Here is a 19,513-nt window from a genome sequence, read left to right as displayed (position 1 = left end):
ACCGTATGGTCACCACTGGGCACCCAACGGCGAGGGAAAGCGCCGACCTGCGGCTACAGCGGGGAGCCCGCTCCCGGCGCGCAGTCACCCGCCGCGCCGTCGATATCGCCTCGCAGGACGGTCTCGACGTCCTCAGCTTCGGGCGCCTCGCCGGAGATCTCGGCATGAGCAAGGCCGGCATCCAGACTTTGTTCCGAACCAAAGAGGCACTACAGCTCGCGACCGTGGAAGCAGCGCAGGAAGCCTTCGCCGAAGCCGTCGTCCGGCCCGCCGAGGATGCCCCCGCCGGCGCCGCGCGAATCCGTGCGCTGGTCGACCGGTGGATCGACTACGCCGCACAACCCCTGTTCGCCGGCGGCTGCTTCTGGGGCGCGAACCTGCCGATATTCGACAGCCGGCCCGGCCCGGTCCGAGATGCGCTATCGGCGCAACAGCGCGCGTGGCACACGACTCTCGCGACGCAATTCGAGCTGGCCGTCACCGCGGGAGAGGTCGCCGACCTCGATCCCGCGGTGGCCGCCTTCCAGGTCAGCGCGGTATTGAATGCGGTCAATCTGGCCCTGCGCCTGGGCGAGGAGGACAGCGTGAGCATGGCGCGGCAGGTGATCGACGGCCTGCTCGCGGGCGGCACGTGAAGGAGACCGCCGGCCGCGCTAGTCGACTTTCAGTACTCGCGTGTTGTCCGGCCCGAGCGGCGCCCCGTCCGCGTCGATCGGCGCCAGCGACGGGAGCGGCGCGCCGTGTTCATCTACGAGGGCGGAGTGGGTTTCGCCTGGGCCGAATGCGTGCCGTTCACCCCATTGCCGCAGCGTCACGATGACCGGGAACAGGTCGCGGCCGGCTTCGGTGAGTACGTATTCCCTGCGGCGGCCAGAGGGGGCGGTGCGCTGGGTGATCAGGCCGTGGTCGGTGAGTTTGCGGAGGCGGTCGGTGAGGATATTGCGGGCCATGCCGGTGCGGCGCTGGAATTCGGTGAACGATCGAGCGCCGTCCATGGCGTCGCGGATGACGAGCAGACTCCACCGGTCGCCGACGAGGTCGAGGGTGCGGGCGACCGGGCAGTGCGGGTCGGTCCAGCTCACAGTGGGCGGCATGTCACCTTTCCGATCAGTTGCAGTTTGAAACCATCATGCCTTACCGTCAGATCAGTTGCATTTTGCTACCGATTGGAGGGTGATGGGTGTTCGGCAGCGGGCTCTGCTCGCACTGGTGTGTGCTGTCGCGGTCGCGAGCATCTATGCCGCGCAGGCGATTCTGGAGCCCATGGCGCGCGATCTCGGCGTGCCGGCCGAACGCGCGGGGTGGTTCGTCGCTGCTGCTCAGCTCGGCTACTTGGCCGGCTTGATCCTGCTGGTTCCGCTCGGCGATGTGGTCGCCGACCGGCGGGGCCTCATTGCCGCGCACCTCGCGCTGATCGCCGCTGGGCTCCTCGTGACCGCGACGGCGTCGGCCGCGTGGGTGGCGTTCATCGGCCTGGCCTCGACCGGGGTGGTCGCGGTCGTCGTGCAGACCACGGTGGCCTACGCGGCGTCGGTCTCGGCGCCTGGTGAACGCGGCCGAAATATCGGCGTGGTGACCGCGGGGGTGGTGGTCGGCATCCTGGGCGCGCGAGTCGTCACCGGAGGGCTCGCCGACCTGTGCGGCTGGCGCAGCGTCTACGGTGCGCTCGCGGTGCTGTCGGTCGTCCTGGCCGCTCTCGTCCTCGTCGCACTGCCGCACCACGCAGATACTCCGCAGCACGCAGCCCCCTCGCACCACGCAGGCAGTCCGCACCATCCAGCCCCCTCGCACCACCCAGCCACTCGGCACCACGCACCCCTGTCACGCCAAGCCCCACCGTCGCCCGAGCGGCCGACGCCCACGGCCTACCGCCGAGCCGTCGCCGCACTCAGCAGGCTGTTCACCCGGCGAAACTTCCTGGCACACGGGCTGATCGGATTCTTCTTGTTCGCCTCGTTCGGCACCCTGTGGAGCGGATATGCCGTGTCGCTGGCGGACGCACCGTGGCAGTTGAGCGAAAGCCGGATCGGACTGTTCGGCGTGGCCGGGCTGGTGGGTGCGCTCGGAGCGGCAGGCGCGGGCCGGTGGGCGGATGCGGGCCGGGCGAAGTCGGTGACCGGCGCCGCGCTCGCCCTGCTGATTCTCTCGTGGGCGGCCATCGCGCAACTCCCGCACTCGCTGTGGCTGCTCGCGGTCGGCGTGGTGATACTCGATTTCGCGGTGCAGGCGGTCCACGTGAGCAATCAGCATGTGCTCACCGCCGCGTACCCGGACCGCGTCAGCAGCGTCATCGGCGGCTACATGGTGTTCTACTCCCTCGGCTCCGCCCTCGGCGCTGCCGCGACCACGGCAGTGTTCACCGCGTATGGCTGGGCGGGCTGCTGCCTGCTCGGCGCAGGATTCGCGGCGTGCGCACTCACCGTCCGGACCATCGCGGGACGGCAGGGGAAGGCGATCCGAACCCGGCGATACGAGACACCGACTCCGGGTTCGGCGAGCCCAGCGGACACCGGTGTCCCGCCACAGTCAGCCCGGAGCCTCGGCGCGGAGCAGGCCTGCGGCACGTGCCGGCCGACCTAGTATTCCCTTGTGGGACTGCTCTTCGAAACGCGCGCCTCCGATTCGCCGTGGGTCGAATCCATCTGGACGTGCCGTGCCGAGCAGGTGTCGACGATGACGTCCGTCGCGAGCGAGACCTGGGGCCTGGTGTTCTGGGAGCAGGCTGGGCAGCGATTCGCGGCGGTGACGGGGCCGGAAACGCGCACCGGGACGGCGCCGGTCCCTGAGGGGGCGGTCTTCACCGGTATTCAGTTCGCGGTCGGGACGTCGCTGCGCACCGTGGCGACATCGACGCTGCTCGACGGCGGGATCGCGCTGCCCGATGTGAGCGGCCGGACGTTCTGGCTCGACGGTGCGCACCGGGAGATACCGGGCCCCGATGACGCCGAAGCGCTCGTCGAACGGCTCGTGCAGGAGGGCGCCGTGGTACGCGATCCGCTCGTCGCGGCCACCTTGCGGGGTGCACCGCCCGAGGTCAGCGAGCGGACGCTGGAGCGCCGGTTCCGGGCCGCGACCGGACTCACCCACGGCGCGGTCCGGCAGATCGAGCGGGCCCGCACGGCCGCGTTCCTACTGATGACGGGTGAAGCGCCGGGCGATGTCGTCGCCAAGCTCGACTATTACGACGAACCGCATCTGGCGCGTGCGCTGCGCCGCTATGTCGGGCGCACCGCCGGGCAGCTGCGCGCCAAGGCCGGTGGCGCGATCGCCCTCGATCCCACTCAGCGCACCACGTCGTAGATCAGCTTGGTCACCCCGTTGGCGTAGCCGGCCGAATCCCGCAGCCGCAGCTGCTGCTTGTCCCGATCCGAGCGCGGGAACAGGTGTTTGCCCGCGCCGAGCAGCACCGGGAACACCAGCAGGTTGTACCGATCGATGAGTTCGGCTTCGGCGAGACGGAGAGCCAGCTCGGCGCTGCCGTGGATGAAGATGCCGCCGCCGTCGGTCTGCTTCAGCTTCGCGACCTCGTCCTCGGACCGCAGGATCGTGATCGGCCCCCAGCCGTCGATCAGGGCGTCCTCGGTCAGGCTGGCGGACACGACATACTTCGGCAGGTCCCGATAGGCGGCATGGTCTTCGGAGTCGCGCCAGATCGGGGCGAAGGCCTCGTAGCTGCGGCGGCCGAACATCAGGGCCGCGGTATCGGCGAGTTCTTCGGCCTTGAGCGAGTAGGCCTCCGGGACGAATTCGGTCTGCATGACCCAGCCGCCGCTGCGGTGCCCCTCCGCCGTGCCGCCCGGCGAATCCACGACGCCGTCCAGCGACATGAAGCCCGTGTAGACGAGTTCGCGTGCCATCAATTCCTCCTGAATGTGTGCCTCGGCTTGTGCTCGACGCCAAGCCTAGGAACGGGCCGGCAGCGTTGTCTTGGACGAAACCGACACCGCGCGAGTTCCGCGGTCGACCGGGAAGTGACCGGTGGACTCGCGGCTTTCGCGCCGGGCACCGGGCCGACCGTTAGGCTGACCCGGGAATGTCCGGGCGAGCGGGGAGCATGGCAAGTGAACACCTATCCGGGCGGGTGGCAGCAGCCGCAACAGCCGCAGCAGAATCGTCGGCTTCTGGTCGTGCTCATGCCTTTTCTGGTGCTGGTGCTGGTCGCCGCCGCGGTCGGCATCGGGTTGCTGGCGCGGGGTGCGGTGACGACCGAGGTCACCGGCACAGCGACCGCGATGGCCGACGGCTCCACACCGAAGAACGTGCTGGCCGACGGTGCCGTGCGGGTCGGCAACGAGGACGCGAAGGTGACCGTCCGGGTCGTCATGGACCTGCAATGCCCCGCCTGCAAGGCCTTCGAGGAGGCCAACGGCTCGGTGCTGGAGGAGGCCGTGCGCGAGGGCACCGCCGCTGTCGAGTACAGCGTCACCACCTTCCTGGACACGATGAGTGAGACCGAATACTCCTCTCGCGCCGGAAACGCCTCGTTCTGTGTCGCCACCAGCGGCCTGGACAATTACCAGAGCTGGCTCTCGGACATGTATGCCAAGCAGCCCACCGAGGGCGGTGCGGGACTGCCCGACAGCGACCTGATCGATATCGCCGAATCGGCCGGATACACCGATTCCGCTGTAGCCGAATGCATTACCAACCGGCAGTACGACAGTTATCTGCGGACGAAAACTACCCGGGTGCTCGCCTCCGGCGTCAGCGGCACGCCCACCGTTTACGTCAACGGCGCGGAGGTCACCGACCGCAGCGCCCTCATGATCCAGGGTGGGCTCGCGGCGGTGATCGAGGCCGCGCGGTGAGTTAGCCGCGAACTCCCGCACGAGCCGCCGCCACGGGTGGATCATGAGGCGGACAACGTTGTCGGCGGAGGGATGGCGCAGCTATGACGCGAACCTGGTCTAGGCGACGATTCTTGCAGGTCACTGCGGCGGGAGGCGGTCTGCTCACGGTGCAGGGACTGATCGCCGGATGTGATGCGGTCGGGCTCGGGGACACGCTGGAGAAGATCAGAGACGCGGGGGTGGTCACGGTCGGGTATTCCGGCGAGCGGCCGTACGCCTACGACGACAACGGCCTCGTCGGTGCGATTCCGGCGGTCGATCGCGCGGTGTTCGAGCGGCTCGGCGTCGACCGGCTCGACGGCGTGCTGGTGCCGTTCCGCAGTTTGATCGGCGGGGTGAATTCGGGCGCCTTCGACGTGATATCGGCGGGCATGTTCGTCAACAAGGCCCGCTGCGAACAGATCGCCTTCAGTGAGCCGATCTACTGCGCGCAGTCGGCGTTGCTGGTGCGGCGAGGTAATCCGATGCGGCTCACCGATTTCGCTTCGATCGCACGCACCGGCGCGACCGTCGCGGTACTGGCCGGCGCGGCCGAAGAGGGGTATGCGCGAGCGGCAGGCGTGCGAGACGAGAAGATCACCGTGTTCGGCGGCCAGGACGAGGGGCTCGCACGGGTCGCGCAAGCGCAGGTCGACGCCTTTGCGCTGACCGGCATTTCCTTACGCGCCATGCTCGAACGCGCCGAACAGTCCGAGCCCTCCCCCGACGGCGGCCCGGCGGAATGGGCGCGCGAGGTCGAGTTGTCACCGCCGTTCACCGCCGTGGTGGACGGGAAGCCGCGCCTCGGTTGCGGCGCCGCGGGATTCCGGAAAACCGACGGCTCACTGCGTGCGGCCTACAACGACGAATTGGCCGCGCTCCGCCGGGAAGGCCGGATACTCGAGCTCACCGCACCCTACGGATTCACCGCGGCCGAAATGCCGGATCCTTCGGTCCGGACCGACGATCTGTGCACAATCGACAGCGGCGGCAGTATCCGCGGCCCGCTGCCACGGTAATCCTCGAGCGACACCGACCCGAACGCCCAACGCAACTCACCTCGGCTGATGTGGGGAATCAATGAAAGATTCACGAGGGCAAGGACACAAACACCGGCGCGCAGGGATCGACGCACCGGTCACGATCACCGCCGCAGCACTCACCATCCTGTTCCTGATCGTCGGCGTGACGTTCTCGGACGAGATGCGGGTGGCAGGCGAACACATCTACGCGTTCATCGCCCGGCAATTCGGCTGGGTGTTCGTGCTGTCGACGGCCGGGTTCGTCTTCTTCATTCTCTATCTCGCATTCAGCAAGTACGGGCGGGTGAAACTCGGCGTGCCCGGCGACGAGCCCGCGTATTCGACGTTCTCGTGGATCGCGATGATGTTCGCCCTCGGCGTCGGTATCGGCTTGATCTTCTACGGCGCGTACGAGCCGGTGACATTGTGGGCGGAGCCGCCGCCCGGCGGGCCGCAGCCGCGGACCGATTCGGCCGCCGTGGTCGCCATGCAGTATTCGATCTTCCATTGGGCGCTGCATCCGTGGGCGTTCTTCGGTGTCGCGGGCCTCGCATTCGCCTACGCGACGATCGTCAGGGGGCGTCCGTCGCTGGTCAGCGCCACATTGAAGCCATTGATGGGCAAGGCTTCCGACGGGTTGGCCGGCCGCGGCATCGACACCTGGGTCATCGTCACCACGATGGTCGGCAATGCGGTGACCCTCGGGCTCGGCACGCTGCAGATCATCGCCGGACTCGGATTCATCTCCGATATCGAAAGTTCAACGCTGGTGCTGATCATCGTGGTCGGATTGCTCACCGCGGCGTTCATCTTTTCGGCGGTGGCGGGTGTGGACAAGGGCATCAAACGGCTCGCCGACTTCAACACGCTGCTCGCCATCGCGCTCGGGCTGTTCATCCTTGTGCTCGGACCGTTTTCGTTCATCTTCAATCTGCTGTCGCAGGCGATGGGCGGCTACATCTTCAACTTCCTGCCGATGTCATTCGAGACCGGCGCCTTCGCCGACGGACAGTGGATGCAGGACTGGACCGTCTTCTTCTGGGCTTGGGGAATCTCCTGGGCGCCCTACGTCGGTAGTTTCCTGGCGAAGATCTCCCGAGGTCGCACGATCCGCGAGTACGTCTTCGGCGTGCTGATCGCGCCGAGCCTCGCGACCATCGTCTGGTTCTCGATCCTCGGCGGCGCGGCCCTGGATCTGCAATTGAGCGGAGAACGCGATATCGCCGCCGTCGCCTCGGAGAGCGCTCAGGCGGCATTCTTCGAAGTGCTCGCGGCATTTCCGCTGTCCACCGTCACCAGTATCGCGGTGATCATTCTGGCCGGAGTGTTCTTCGTCAGCGGCGCGGACGCGGGTGCGATCGTGCTCGGCACATTCTCTTCGAAGGGCGCCGACGAGCCGAAGAAATGGCTGGTGATCGCCTGGGGGCTGCTGGTCGGCGCGGTCGCGTTGACGCTGCTGGTGGTGGGTGGGCTCGACGCCCTGCAATGGGGCGCCATCGTTGTCGCATCACCGTTCGTCTTGATCCTGGTCGCGATGTGCGTCGGGCTGGGAAAAGAGCTGCGCGCGGATGTGAAAGCCGGGCGGGTGACCATGGTGGGTAAACGCTCCGAACGGCCGCGGACCCACACCACCTCGGTACCCGGCGATGAGCGCGCGGACTGACCGGGCTACCGGCCATGGCGGGCGAACGCCGCACCCGGTCGGGGTACAGCGTTCGCCCGCACAGCTCAGTGGCCGGCGGCCTTGATGAGGTCGGCCGCCTTTTCACCGATGACCACGGCCGGCGCGTGGGTGTGGCCGCGGATGATGGTCGGCATCACCGAGGCGTCGGCCACCCGTAGCCCCTCGACGCCGCGAACCTTCAGCTCGGGCGTGACGACACTGGCCGCGTCGGTGCCCATGCGGCAGGTGCTCGTCGGGTGGTAGAGGGTGTGTGAGTGCCAGGTGAGGGCGTCTTCGAGGGTCTGCTCGATGCTCGCCTGCTCGCGTTTGGGCTGCAGGAAGCGGCCGATCTTGGAGCCGAGCGGCGCGGAGGTGATGATGCGGTGCGCGGTGCGCAGTCCGGCCATGAGTGCGGCGCGGTCGGCGCCGTCGCTGTCGGACAGGTACTTCGGGTCCACGACCGCTTTGGCCATCGGATCACCGGAAGCCAGCGTCACGGTGCCCCGGCTGCGCGGCCGGAGCAGGATCGGACCGATCGCGATGCCGTGCCCTGGCGCCACCCCGATGCCTTCGTCGTAGAACGGGGCCGGGCCGAAGATGATCTCCAGATCGGGCAGCTCCACTTCGGGCGTGCTGCGCACGAACCCGTACGCCTCGCCCACATTGGAGGTGAGCATGCCGCGCCGCCGGACCAGGTAGTTGATCAGCTCGAGCGGCTTCTCCGCGGCGAACAGGGTGCCGGACTCGACGGCGACACCGATCAGCGAGATCAGGTGGTCGGTGAGATTGCGACCCACCTCGGGAAGGTCGTGCACTATCGGGATACCCTGCGCGCGAAGCTGTTCGGCATCGCCGATGCCGGACAGTAGCAGCAGCTGCGGGCTGTTGATCGCACCGCCGCACAGCACCACTTCCTTACGGGCTCGCACGGTACGGGTGCCGCCACCCTGGCGGTATTCGATGCCGACGGCGCGGTTGCCCTCGAACAGCACCCGCGTCGCCTGCGCGCCGGTGATCACGGTCAGGTTCGGCCGTTTACGCGCCGGTTTCAGGTAGGCGTCGGCGGTGCTCCAGCGGGCACCGCGCTGCTGGCACACCATGGTCCTGGTGAAGCCTTCCGGTTGCGGCAGGTTGGCCCGCTCGGTTTTGAAACCGGCGTGCTCGGCCGCGGCGAGGAAGTCGGCGGTCCAGCGGCTCGGGCTGCGCTGGTGCGAGATGTGCAGCGGCCCATCGCGGCCCTCGTGGGGTTCCGCCGCACCTTCGACCGATTCGATGCGCTCGAAATACTCGACGACGTTGGCGAACGACCAGCCCTCCCCCGCTGCTCGAGCCCATTCGTCGTAGTCGGCGGCGAACCCGCGCACCCACATCATCGCGTTCATCGACGACGACCCGCCGAGCATCTTGCCGCGCGGCCAGAAGATCTGCCGGCCGCCGAGTTCGGGCTGCGGGGTGGTGAGATAGTTCCAGTCCAGATCGGTCTGGAACAGCTTGGAGAACGCGGCCGGAATGTGGACGGCCTGATTCTTGTCCTCGGGGCCCGCCTCCAGGGCGATCACCGAGTCGGACGAGCGTTCGCTGAGCCGCGCGGCGACCACCGCTCCCGAGGACCCGGTACCGACGACGACGTAATCGGCAATGCTGTTGGTGCTCATATGTTTCTCCCGGTGTGGTGTGAGTCGGCTCAGCCGCGCAGCGCGGAGACGAAGATCGCGGGCAGACGGGTCCAGCCGGGGTCGGCGCCGAATCCGGCGAGCAGCTTGCCGGTGCCCGCGGCGGTCTTGTTACCGACGAACCACGGCGGCTTCGGCGAGATCGCGAACTCCCCGTGCAGCAGCGACCGCGGAGCCGGCCGGAACGGACCGCGCACCACGGTGCGCTGCACCCGGTCGATCAGCCAGGCGTTGTGCACCACACCGATACCGCTCTGGACGTCGTCGAGGGTGTGGCCGGGGAAGGCGCCCCATGCGGCGGACGGGGTCAAGAAGCCGACGCCGGTCCAGGCGTTGATCGCGATGGTGCCGTAACGCAGATCCGCGACCAATTCGTCGAAGGCCGCGCCCAGTTCGGAGATCGTCTCCGGTGCGGCGATGATGTTGACGCCGAGGGTGCCGGTGAAATCGTCGTTGGCCGTCCTGGCCGCGGCGCGGGCGAAACTCGCTCCGGTCCCCGGTAGCTCGACCACACCGAGCACCGGCGCGAAATACTCCTCGGCCAGCAGCGGTTCCTGCTCGGACGGGTCGATCCCGGTGACGAGCACCCGGGTGCCGTCGGGGCCGAGACGTTCGGCCCGCGGATAGGACGCGAGCGCCAGGGCGACCCGGTCGTCGCTACCGGGGTAGTAGGCGCGGCGAGCCGGCGCGTTCGCCAGGGCACTGCGCAGCGCGTCGAGGAACTGCTTTTTCTGCGGCCAATCGGCGGAGATGATCACCGCCTGCGACGCCACGCAGTTGTAGCCGCCGTTGTGCAGGCGCTGGGTCGCGACATGCTCGGCCTGGAACGCGATATCGGCCGAACTCCACGTGCCGGGCAGCACGATCGTCGGCGAGACACCGCCGAGTTCACTGGTGACCGGCTTGGTCAGCTTCGGCGTTCCGGCCAGTTTCCGTTCCGCGGCCTCGGCGCCGGTCCCCCACACGATCGCGTCGTGGGTCCGTGCGCTTCCGGTCATGTGCACATGCACGACGAGGTCGTGGCCGACCAGATAGCCGCCCACCTCGGCCCCGCCGGTCAGCAGCCGCACCGCGCCGAGCTCGATCAGCGGCGCGAGGATCTTGCCGAACACCGGCAGCAGCGGATCGGTGATGGGGTTGAGTTTGAGTGCCACGACCCGGTTGTGCGCGATCAACTCGTAGAGGGTGTCCAGTGGCGCGATCGAGGTGATGTTGCCCGCGCCCAGGACCGCGCCGATGCCATTGGTGCGGCGCGGATCGAGTTGGGCCAGGCCGGCATTGGCTTTCGCGGCGGCGCTGCTCACGCCGCGCTGCAACCACACCTGCGCGCTGAAGCCGTTGAGCAGCAGCGCGTCGAACGGGCTCGCGGGCAGCACGTCGACGGTGACGTGGTCGCCCGCTGCCCCGAAGGTCGCCTGCTCGAGCGGACTCTTGCCGTCGGCCAGCGCATCGAGGGTTTTCGACAACGCGCCGAGCGCAGCGGCGAACACATAGGGGCCCGACATCCATTCCTCGCCGATCAGCGGCGACGACGGCGCGAGCCCCTTGATGCCGGCGGCGGCGTCCACCCACTCCTGCGCGTGCCGTCCGGTGAGCGCGCGCACCCGGTCGAGCAGTGCGCGCCGTTCCGGCAGCGGCAGCGCGGCCCATCTCTTCTCGCCCTCGACGAGCTCGGACAGGGCCGCGTCGACGGCGGCATGAGTCGATGGCGCCAGGTTCGTAACCACGTTCGGTCCTCCAGGGGATGAGCGGTCTGCGCGGGACTCCCGCAGACGAGACCGTCCCATTGTGTGACGCCGGACACTTCCGAGGCCAGGTGCGAAGGTTGCGGACCGGGCTGCTCCCGTTTGTGCTCGCGCACAAAGATCATGCCCTCGTGCGCGCGGTCATGCGAGCACAGTGCGCATCTACTCGCACCGCTGGCGGTGCATTTGTGTCCGCGCACAAGTCGACGTGGCGCAGGACACGTGCGGACGCGTAGGCTGCTGGCGTGAGCGCACCACCACCGATCGCCCCGACGCGCGCGCCCCGGCTCGCCCGGGAACTGCTCGCCGAGGTCGAGTCCATGGCCGACGAGCTGGTCCTCAGGATCACCGTCGCCGACCGTTCCTACGCCGACCCCGGCCTGCTCACCGCCGAGGAACTGCGCCAGGCGTGCCTGGACAACCTCACCGAGATCATCAGCGCCCTGGCAGGCCGCCCCGCCCGGCTACAACCGGCGCGCGCGGTCGGACGACTCAAGGCCGAGCGCGGCGTCCCCATCGCCGCCCTGCTGCACGCGTTCCGGCTCGGCGGCCGGATGATCTGGGAGGAACTCACCGCCCGCTCCGCCACACCCGGCGATCCCGAACTGCGTGATCTCGCCACCGAACTGTGGGAACTCATCGACACCTACTCCGATACCGCGGTCGAGGCCTACCGCGAGACGGAGATCCTGCTCGCCCACGCCGATGCCCAGACCCAGAGCCGATTGATCCGCACCCTTTTCGACGACAACTCCGGCAATCCGGCCCGCGCGCTGACGGCGTTGCGGACCTTGGGGCTGCCGGAGAGCGGAACATACGCGGTCGTGTCGATCGAGCCCGACGATCCCGGTGCCGCGCTGCCGGGCCATCTGGTCGCCACGATGAAAGATGCCGGGGTGCGATCGGTGTGGGATTCCCAGATCGATGCCCACGTCGGGTTACTGTGCCCGGCTTCGCCAGCGGCGATCGACAAGGCGGTGGCGAAGCTGGCCGATCTCGTCGACGGACGGATCGGCGTGAGCACGAATTTCACCAGCCCGCAAGGCATTCCGGGCGCCCTGGCCGAGGCCAGGCTGGCCGTCCGCAGCGCCCGCCCCGGCGCACGCACGGCCGTGCGCTACGGCGAGCAGCCCGTGGCGCACCTGCTGGTCATGCTGCCGGAGGCGAGCAGGCAGGCCGCCGCCCAGATCCTCGGACCGGTGCTCGGCCTGCCCGAGCCCGAGCGCGACGATCTGATCGCCGCGCTGCGCGCCTGGTACGACTGCGCCGGTTCGACCGCCGCGGCCGCCGAACAACTGCACTGCCACCGCAATACGGTGCGCTATCGCCTGCGCAAGCTGCGCGATCTCACCGGACGCGACACCACCGATCCGGTGCAGTCCGCCGAACTGCATCTGGCGCTACAGGCCGTCACCCTCCTCGGGCTCGGTCCCGCGCCGCGGACTCCGGCCTAGATCAGCCGTAGTGGCAGACGTAGTGCATGGTCTGGCGGACCTCGATGTCGAAGGAGCTGTCGCCCGGCACCGAGAACGATTCACCCGCCTTGTAGACCACGGCCTCGTCGGCGCCGGCGAAGGTGACCGCGCATTCGCCCTCGATCAGCTCCATCACCTCGGGCGCAGCGGTTCCGAAGGTCAGGGTGGCCGGCTGGATGACGCCCACCGACTTCTTGGTGCCGTCGGGCAGCTCGAGGCTGTAGCTGACGCACTTTCCGTCGAAGTAGACGTTGGCCTTCTTCGCGACGCTGACATTCTCGAACTGCGACATGATCTCTTTCCCGTGGTGAGCTGGAGGGCGTCAGCCTACTTCAGTAGATCCGCCGATCAGTCACCCCACCCGCCGGCATCGATGATCTCGTCCCAGGTCAGGTAGGGAAGCTCGGGGTTGCGCTGATGCACGACCTCGCCGGGCAGGGTGCCGGGCAGGGCCTTGCGCGGGTCGGCCAGGGCCTGGGCTTCGATGATGTCGGTGAGGGCGCGGGAACCGCCGAGCCGGGGGTAGACCGCGTGCACCTGATCGGCGTAGCCGGGTGGCAGGTCGGCGGGGCCGCCGCCGATATCGATCCCGATGCCGTCCACCGCGATCCAGATGGCGGCGGGCCTGCGGCGCCGGTAGACGGGTGAATCGCTGAATCCTGACGTGTGCGCGGCGATGGCGTCCCACACCATGTCGACGCGGCCGTCGGTGAGGCCGTTGCGTTCGAGGAATTCGGCCGCGTAATCGGCGCCGTCGACTTCGAAGCGCTGGTGGCCGTTGGCGATATCGCCGAGGCCGATGTCGTGCAGGGCACAGATCAGATACATCAGCTCCTCGTCGTAGTCGGCGCCCGGCCGCAGTCCCTGCGTCTCGGCAAGGGCGCGGCCGAAGAGGAATCCCCGGATGCTGTGGTTACGCACCGGCGCGGTGAGCGCGGTGTCGATGAGTCGCTGCGCGGCCGCGGCTATCGGCGTCGATGGCAGTGCGAGCGCGGGCGGTTGCGCGGCGGCGGCCGCCCTCGACAGCGCGATCGCGGCTCCTGCCGTTGCGGCGGCGCCGAGCGCGGTACGACGTGACATTTCCATGAAAACTCCGATCCGGGTTGTCGGGTCGCTCCAGGCGAGCCCGGCCTGCAGGCTCCGCTCGGTGACCTTCAGGCATACTGAAGGCTAGCCGATGAGCTTCAGCCACACTGAAAGATGTGACCGAACCGGCACGTCGGATGCGCAGTGTCGCGACGTGAAGCTGAACCCGCTGACCGCCTTGCCACCCCACGGCTAGGCTGAGCGCAAGCGTCACCGATGAGATCAACCGCGCCCGCCCTGGTCGGATGCTCGCCCGGTCCGGCCTCGACACCCGGAGGCCCGCCATGTCGAATCCCCGAATCATGCCCGCCGACGCTCCGATCGTGGTGGCCGTCGACGGATCGCCACAGTCCATGCACGCGGTGGCGTGGGCGGCGGCCGGCGCCGCGTCCAGGGCCAGGCCACTCGCCATCGTCGGCTCGCCGGAACTGCCTTCGGATATGCGCCCGAGTGTGCTGTTCTCCGCCGACGACATCGCCGGGTCGCGCCGCCGCGCCGAGGAGAGCCTGAGGCGCGCCGCGGAAGTGGCCGAGAAGAGTTCCGTGCCCGCGGTCTCGACCGAGTTGGTCGAGGGCCGCATCGTTCCCTACCTGCTCGCCCGCTCGGCCGATACCGTGATGATCGTCGTCGGCAGTCGCGGACTCGGCGCGTACCGGCGCAGCCTGCTCGGCTCGGTCAGCACGGCGGTGACCAGGCACGCGAAGTGCCCGGTAGCGGTGATCCGTGATGTCTCGGCGCTGGACGTGGTGTCGGCCGCCAAGCCGGTGCTGGTCGGCGTCGACGGCACCCGCAACAGCGAGCCCGCCATCGAATTGGCCTTCGACGAGGCCTCCCGGCGCGGCGTCGGGCTGATCGCGCTGCACGCGTGGACCGATGTGACCGGCATGGACGTGCCCATGCTCGACTGGGTCGACAGCGAAGACATCGAGGCCGCGACCCTGGCCGAGGCACTGGCCGGCTATTCCGAGCGCTACCCCGACGTCGAGGTGCGGCGGGTGCTCGAACGCGATCGCCCCGCCCGGTCGCTGTCGCGCGAGGCCGAGAACGCACAGCTGGTGGTGCTCGGCAGCCACGGGCGCGGCGGGTTCACCGGCATGCTGCTCGGCTCTACCTCCGAATCGGTGCTGCACTCGGTGGAATGCCCGGTGATCATCGTGCGCGCGTGAGCCTCCAGGCTGGCCGACACACGCGAATCCGTGTTAACTTACTGCGGAATGGTCATTAACTTGACCGGTCGGCCGGAAGTCAGGAGTTGGTCATGGAGACCGCGGTCATCGTCGACGTCGTACGCACCCCCTCGGGCAAGGGAAAGGCCGGTGGCGGACTGTCCGACGTGCACCCCGCCAACCTGCTGGCCGGGGCGCTCTCGGATCTACTCGGCCGCAACGACCTCGACCCAGCTCTCGTCGACGACGTGATCGGCGGCTGCGTCACCCAGAGCGGTGAGCAGGCGTTCAACATCAGCCGCACCGCGGTGCTCGCCGCCGGATTCCCGGAGTCGGTGCCCGCGACCACCGTCGACCGGCAGTGCGGATCCAGCCAGCAGGCCGCGCATTTCGCCGCGCAGGGCGTGATCTCCGGCGCCTACGACATCGCCATCGCCTGCGGTGTCGAGTCGATGAGCCGGGTGCCGATGTTCTCCAACGCCGCGGGCCAGGACGCCAACCGCGGACCCATCGCGCACCGCTATCCGGAGGGCCTTGTTCAGCAGGGCATTTCCGCGGAACTGCTGGCCGCGCGCTGGAAGCTCGATCGCGGACGCCTCGACGAGTTCGCCGCCCGCTCGCACCGGCTGGCCGCCGAGACCGCGGCGTCCGGCGGGTTCGACAATGAGCTCGTCACCGCCGGACGGCTGGACGCCGACGAAACCATCCGCGCCACCACCACTGTCGACAAGCTCGCCGGACTGACGCCGGCCTTCGTCGACGAGGCGTACCGGAAGCGGTTCCCGGAAATCGAATGGTCGATCACACCGGGCAATTCGTCCCCGCTGACCGACGGCGCCTCGGCCGCGCTGATCATGAGCGAGCGGATGGCGAGCAAGCTCGGATTGCGGGCGCGGGCGCGGTTCCATTCGTTCGCCGTCGTCGGCGATGATCCGCTGCTCATGCTCACCGCCGTGGTGCCCGCCACCCGCAAAGCGCTGGACAAGGCGGGGCTGAGCATCGACGACGTCGACGCCTACGAGGTGAACGAGGCCTTCGCGCCGGTGCCGCTGGTGTGGCAGCACGAACTCGGCGCCGATCCGGCCAAGCTGAATCCGCGCGGTGGCGCCATCGCCCTCGGCCACCCGCTCGGCGCGTCCGGCACCCGCATCCTGGCCACCATGGTCAATCACCTGGAGCAGACCGGCGGCCGGTGGGGCCTGCAGACCATGTGCGAGGCAGGTGGTCTGGCCAACGCCACCGTCATCGAACGGCTGTAGTCATTCGGGCCGGTAGCGGGCCCTGATGTGGAAGCGTTCGCCCTGCGGACCGTAGATGCTCAAGTACTCGACGGGGTGTTCGTCGGCATTGCCGAACCAATGCGGCAGGTGCGTGTCGAATTCGGCGACCTCGCCCGCGGTGAGGATCATGTCGCGATCGCCGAGGATCAGGCGCAGTTTGCCGTTGAGCACGTAGAGCCAGTGGTAACCCTCGTGCGTGCGCGGATCCGGTTCGCGGTCGGCGGGGCGCCCGGCCAGGATCTGTTTCCAGGCCTGTAGCCCGCCGGGTTTGCGGGTCAGCGGGATGACGGTCTGGCCGTTGCGGGTGAACGGGCGCGCGTAGACGCGCGGATCGCCGGTCTCGGGGGCGTTCACCAGTTCGTCCAGCGGGACCTGATGGGCCTTCGCCAGCGGCAGCAACAGCTCGAGGCTCGGTTTGCGCTGCCCGGACTCCAGCCGCGAGAGCGTGCTGACCGGGATGCCGGTCAGTTCCGACAGCGCGGCCAGCGTGGTGCCGTTACGTCTGCGCAGCTCGCGCAGCCGCGGCCCCACCGCGTCGATCACCTCGTCGAAATCCCGATCCATACCGATATTGCAGTTCTGGCAAATTTGTTTGTCAAGTTCGCATGACTGCTCGCATGCTGGGCCGTACTACACCGAGGGACGGAGAAACGCGATGGACCAGCAGTTCTGGGACGAGATGTACGGCAGCAGGGACCAGCTGTTCAGCGGGCTACCCAATGATGTGCTGGTCGCCGAGGTGAGCGGTCTCGCGCCGGGGCAGGCCCTCGATGTCGGATGCGGTGAGGGCGCCGACGCCCGGTGGCTGGCCGAACAGGGGTGGCAGGTCACCGCGGTGGATGTGTCGCGGGTGGCGCTGGAGCGCGCCGCCGCGACCAGCGACGAGGTGGCATGGTCGCACGCCGATCTCACCGCGGTCCCGCCGCCTGCGGCCTCGTTCGACCTGGTCTCCGCGCACTACTTCCCCATCGAGCTGGAACCCGATCACGCCACCATTCGCGGGCTGATCGACGCGGTGGCCCCGGGCGGCACGCTGCTCGTCGTCGGCCACGATCCCGCCGACTTCCCGCCCGATCACGAGCACGGGTTCGACCCGCGCGATTACTACCAGCCCGAACAGGTCGCCGAGTTGCTCGGCGACGAATGGACGGTGCTGGTGAACTCGGCTCGCCCGCGCACCCGCCCGGGCCCGCCGGGAACGCACCACACCAGCGATGTGGTGCTGCGCGCTCAGCGCAAGCCGGCAAGCTGATCGGCGCCGATCCCCCGGAACCACCCGCCCGGTCGAGCCACACCGTGCACCTACCGCCGGCGTCGCGAGGCCAGTTCCTGCCATCGCAGACGGCCGGGCGAGTCATCCCCGCGTTTCCAGAGCAGATTGCTATGGTCTGGATCACATGTGCGCCGGATGCGTAAACCATGAGGCGGAGGGGTGTCGATGCGGTTGACCCGGCGGGTCCAGGGTGTGGCGGCAGCGTTCGTGATCCTGTTGACCGGCGGGGCGGCCGGGGTGGCGACGCTGACCGAGAACGCGGTCGCCTACGAGACGCCCGCACCCGCCGTCGCGCCGGACGAACTGGCACGCCAGTGGACACAAACCCACGACGGGCCGCAGCCGTACCCCGATGTACACATCGACTGGGATGTACCGATCACGATGAGCGACGGTGTGGTGCTCAAGGCGAACGTGTACCGGCCGATCCGCGCCGACGGCCAGGTCGAGACGACGCCGCTGCCGACCATCGTCAACCTCACCCCGTACACGAAACTCATGACCAACCTGATCGATTCGGCTGTGTCCATGCCGGGTCTGCAGCAGTTGACGATGGACCTGGTGGGCCGGATCAACCTGTCCGGCACTCCGGTCAGCGGTTTCGAGGATCTGCTGCACGCCCTGGACGGCGGCACCATCCAGACCGTACTCGGCCTGGACCGCAAGCTGATTCGCAGCGGCTACACCCAGGTCGTCGCCGATGTGCGCGGCACCGGCTTCTCCCAAGGCACCTGGAATACCCTCGGCGCCCGCGAACAACTCGACACCCGCGAGGTGATCGATTGGGCGGCCACCCAGCCCTGGTCCAACGGCCGGATCGCGATGAGCGGCGGCTCCTATTCCGGCATCAACCAGCTGCGGGCGGCGGAGAATCCGCCGACATCGTTGCGCGCGATCTTCCCGGTGGAACCAGGCAGCGACCTCATGCGCGATGTGGTGGCGCCGGGCGGCGGCATCGGCACCACCTTCCTGCCGATGTGGCTGAACTCGGTGAACAATGCCAAACTGCTGCCCGATATCAGCTCGATGCTGAACGGCACTTTCGACTGGCGCTGGTTCAACGACCGCCGCCGCGACCCGCTCACCAACTTCGATCTGCTGGCCCAGGCCCTGCTGACACCTTCGCTGCACAACGTGCCACCCGCACTCTCGGCCGCGCTCGACGAGGACAGCGCCTTCCGGGAAGGGATCATGGGGCGTCCCGAGAAGGTCGGCGTGCCCACCTTCGTCTACGGCGGCTGGCACGACATCTTCGCCAACAGCGCCACCACCCTCTACAACGCCATCCCGCTGCCTGCCGACCAGAAGAAGCTGGTGGTCGGCGACACCTACCATGCGAATCCAGGTGCGGGAACCGGTGTTCCGGGCGCACCCGCACGACTGGACGTCCTGCAGCAGGCGTGGTTCGACCACTGGCTCAAGGACATCGACAACGGCGTCACCGGATTCGGCCCGGTCACCGTGTGGGAGCAGGGCGGCGGCTGGGTCACCCTCGCCGAGTTCCCGAAGCCGGGGATGACGCATCGGCGGGTCTATCTGTCCGGCGCACCCAGCGGCACCACCCACGACAGCCTGCACGACGGCGCACTGGCGGCCGCACCCGCTCCCGAACCCACCCGCCTCACCGTCGCCCCCGGCCTCACCACCGCGTGCTCGCGCGATGCCGCGCAGGGTTCGGCGGGTATGACGGCGGTGATCGACGCCTGCGCCAAGGATTCCCGGATCGCCGAACGCAACGGGCTCACCTTCACCAGCGCCGAGATCACCGAGCCGACAGTGATTTCCGGGCCGATCAACGTCCATCTCAATACCGTGCACGACGCCGCCGACGGGTATTGGAACGTCACCGTCAACGACGTGGCGCCGGACGGGACGTCCACGGTGCTGTCCACCGGGCAGCTCACCTCCTCGCTGCGCGCCATCGACGAGGCCAAGAGCAGCCGCTCGGCCAACGGCGATCTGACCGCACCGCACAACCCGATCACCCTCGACAGCGTGCTGCCGGTGCCGCCGGGCGAGGCGATCACCCTCGATATCGCCGTCATCCCGACGCAGGCCATCCTGCAACCTGGGCATCGGCTGCGGGTGGACGTCTTCGCGGGCAATTCGCCCAAGGCGCTGGCCTTCCGGCCGATGCTCAATGCCAGCGAACTCAAACCGCAGCATCTGGTGCTGGATCCGAACGCACCGAGTTTCGTCAACCTGCCCTCCGACCGGCCGATCGCCGTCCAATGATTTCGTGTGACACCACAATGTCGTCGGAAGACCCTGCTTCGGCGGCGCCGGGACCCGTAGGGTTTC

18 protein-coding genes are annotated in these 19,513 nt (G+C 68.5%); 11 read left to right on the top strand and 7 right to left on the bottom strand.

Annotated elements, in window-relative coordinates:
- The first annotated feature begins 5 nt into the window (after window positions 1-5).
- Window positions 6-635 (top strand): TetR/AcrR family transcriptional regulator, encoded by a 630-nt coding sequence (locus AC4HOU_RS14400; RefSeq protein ID WP_163817537.1) that lies wholly within the window; start codon window positions 6-8, stop codon window positions 633-635.
- An 18-nt stretch (window positions 636-653) separates the two neighbouring features.
- Here AC4HOU_RS14400 and AC4HOU_RS14395 read toward each other — a convergent pair whose 3' ends face one another.
- The gene (locus tag AC4HOU_RS14395) at window positions 654-1,094 is read right to left on the bottom strand and encodes a winged helix-turn-helix transcriptional regulator (protein ID WP_195020601.1); all 441 of its coding nucleotides are present in this window, start codon (window positions 1,092-1,094) and stop codon (window positions 654-656) included.
- Between the two features lie 82 nt (window positions 1,095-1,176).
- On the opposite strand from AC4HOU_RS14395, the gene AC4HOU_RS14390 reads away from it, so the two are divergent.
- Window positions 1,177-2,580, top strand: coding sequence for an MFS transporter (locus AC4HOU_RS14390; RefSeq protein WP_490724619.1), 1,404 nt, complete (start codon window positions 1,177-1,179; stop codon window positions 2,578-2,580).
- A gap of 93 nt (window positions 2,581-2,673) precedes the next feature.
- Window positions 2,674-3,300, top strand: coding sequence for a helix-turn-helix domain-containing protein (locus AC4HOU_RS14385; RefSeq protein ID WP_218586428.1), 627 nt, complete (start codon window positions 2,674-2,676; stop codon window positions 3,298-3,300).
- Here AC4HOU_RS14385 and AC4HOU_RS14380 read toward each other — a convergent pair.
- Complete coding sequence (locus AC4HOU_RS14380; protein WP_163814296.1) at window positions 3,282-3,857, bottom strand: dihydrofolate reductase family protein; 576 nt, start codon at window positions 3,855-3,857, stop codon at window positions 3,282-3,284. The genes AC4HOU_RS14385 and AC4HOU_RS14380 overlap by 19 nt on opposite strands.
- Window positions 3,858-4,133: 276 nt before the next feature.
- On the opposite strand from AC4HOU_RS14380, the gene AC4HOU_RS14375 reads away from it, so the two are divergent.
- The 3 genes from AC4HOU_RS14375 (at window position 4,134) to AC4HOU_RS14365 (ending at window position 7,514) form a co-directional block, all read left to right on the top strand.
- Window positions 4,134-4,808 (top strand): DsbA family protein, encoded by a 675-nt coding sequence (locus AC4HOU_RS14375; RefSeq protein WP_490724618.1) that lies wholly within the window; start codon window positions 4,134-4,136, stop codon window positions 4,806-4,808.
- A 113-nt stretch (window positions 4,809-4,921) separates the two neighbouring features.
- On the top strand, window positions 4,922-5,848 hold the full coding sequence (locus AC4HOU_RS14370; RefSeq protein ID WP_490724617.1) for a transporter substrate-binding domain-containing protein: 927 nt from the start codon (window positions 4,922-4,924) through the stop codon (window positions 5,846-5,848).
- A gap of 61 nt (window positions 5,849-5,909) precedes the next feature.
- Window positions 5,910-7,514 (top strand): BCCT family transporter, encoded by a 1,605-nt coding sequence (locus AC4HOU_RS14365; protein ID WP_163814293.1) that lies wholly within the window; start codon window positions 5,910-5,912, stop codon window positions 7,512-7,514.
- A gap of 65 nt (window positions 7,515-7,579) precedes the next feature.
- Here AC4HOU_RS14365 and AC4HOU_RS14360 read toward each other — a convergent pair whose 3' ends face one another.
- Both AC4HOU_RS14360 and AC4HOU_RS14355 read right to left on the bottom strand, forming a co-directional pair.
- On the bottom strand, window positions 7,580-9,169 hold the full coding sequence (locus AC4HOU_RS14360; protein ID WP_490724616.1) for a GMC family oxidoreductase: 1,590 nt from the start codon (window positions 9,167-9,169) through the stop codon (window positions 7,580-7,582).
- 29 nt (window positions 9,170-9,198) lie between these two features.
- On the bottom strand, window positions 9,199-10,974 hold the full coding sequence (locus AC4HOU_RS14355; RefSeq protein WP_490724615.1) for an aldehyde dehydrogenase family protein: 1,776 nt from the start codon (window positions 10,972-10,974) through the stop codon (window positions 9,199-9,201).
- A gap of 203 nt (window positions 10,975-11,177) precedes the next feature.
- On the opposite strand from AC4HOU_RS14355, the gene AC4HOU_RS14350 reads away from it, so the two are divergent.
- Window positions 11,178-12,386 (top strand): PucR family transcriptional regulator, encoded by a 1,209-nt coding sequence (locus tag AC4HOU_RS14350; RefSeq protein WP_490724614.1) that lies wholly within the window; start codon window positions 11,178-11,180, stop codon window positions 12,384-12,386.
- A gap of 1 nt (window position 12,387) precedes the next feature.
- Here the strand turns inward: AC4HOU_RS14350 and ppnP are convergent, their stop codons facing one another.
- Together ppnP and AC4HOU_RS14340 are read right to left on the bottom strand one after the other, a co-directional pair.
- Window positions 12,388-12,699, bottom strand: coding sequence for a pyrimidine/purine nucleoside phosphorylase (gene ppnP / locus AC4HOU_RS14345; RefSeq protein ID WP_138446135.1), 312 nt, complete (start codon window positions 12,697-12,699; stop codon window positions 12,388-12,390).
- Between the two features lie 56 nt (window positions 12,700-12,755).
- On the bottom strand, window positions 12,756-13,493 hold the full coding sequence (locus AC4HOU_RS14340; RefSeq protein WP_195020593.1) for an HD domain-containing protein: 738 nt from the start codon (window positions 13,491-13,493) through the stop codon (window positions 12,756-12,758).
- Window positions 13,494-13,777: 284 nt separating this feature from the next.
- On the opposite strand from AC4HOU_RS14340, the gene AC4HOU_RS14335 reads away from it, so the two are divergent.
- Together AC4HOU_RS14335 and AC4HOU_RS14330 are read left to right on the top strand one after the other, a co-directional pair.
- Window positions 13,778-14,659, top strand: a complete 882-nt coding sequence (locus tag AC4HOU_RS14335) for a universal stress protein (RefSeq protein ID WP_163814289.1) — start codon at window positions 13,778-13,780, stop codon at window positions 14,657-14,659.
- 92 nt (window positions 14,660-14,751) lie between these two features.
- Window positions 14,752-15,918 (top strand): thiolase family protein, encoded by a 1,167-nt coding sequence (locus tag AC4HOU_RS14330; protein ID WP_194990903.1) that lies wholly within the window; start codon window positions 14,752-14,754, stop codon window positions 15,916-15,918.
- Here AC4HOU_RS14330 and AC4HOU_RS14325 read toward each other — a convergent pair whose 3' ends face one another.
- Window positions 15,919-16,503 (bottom strand): helix-turn-helix domain-containing protein, encoded by a 585-nt coding sequence (locus tag AC4HOU_RS14325; protein WP_104897747.1) that lies wholly within the window; start codon window positions 16,501-16,503, stop codon window positions 15,919-15,921.
- 91 nt (window positions 16,504-16,594) lie between these two features.
- Here AC4HOU_RS14325 and AC4HOU_RS14320 point away from each other — a divergent pair, with 91 nt between their 5' ends.
- Together AC4HOU_RS14320 and AC4HOU_RS14315 are read left to right on the top strand one after the other, a co-directional pair.
- The gene (locus AC4HOU_RS14320; protein WP_490724613.1) at window positions 16,595-17,191 is read left to right on the top strand and encodes a class I SAM-dependent methyltransferase; all 597 of its coding nucleotides are present in this window, start codon (window positions 16,595-16,597) and stop codon (window positions 17,189-17,191) included.
- A 186-nt stretch (window positions 17,192-17,377) separates the two neighbouring features.
- Complete coding sequence (locus tag AC4HOU_RS14315) at window positions 17,378-19,447, top strand: CocE/NonD family hydrolase (RefSeq protein ID WP_490724612.1); 2,070 nt, start codon at window positions 17,378-17,380, stop codon at window positions 19,445-19,447.
- Window positions 19,448-19,513: the final 66 nt, after the last annotated feature.

The organism is Nocardia sp. JCM 38205, from assembly GCF_058222935.1.
Note: the sequence above shows the minus strand (reverse complement) of the source record. Positions and strands in the feature narration are given on the sequence as shown.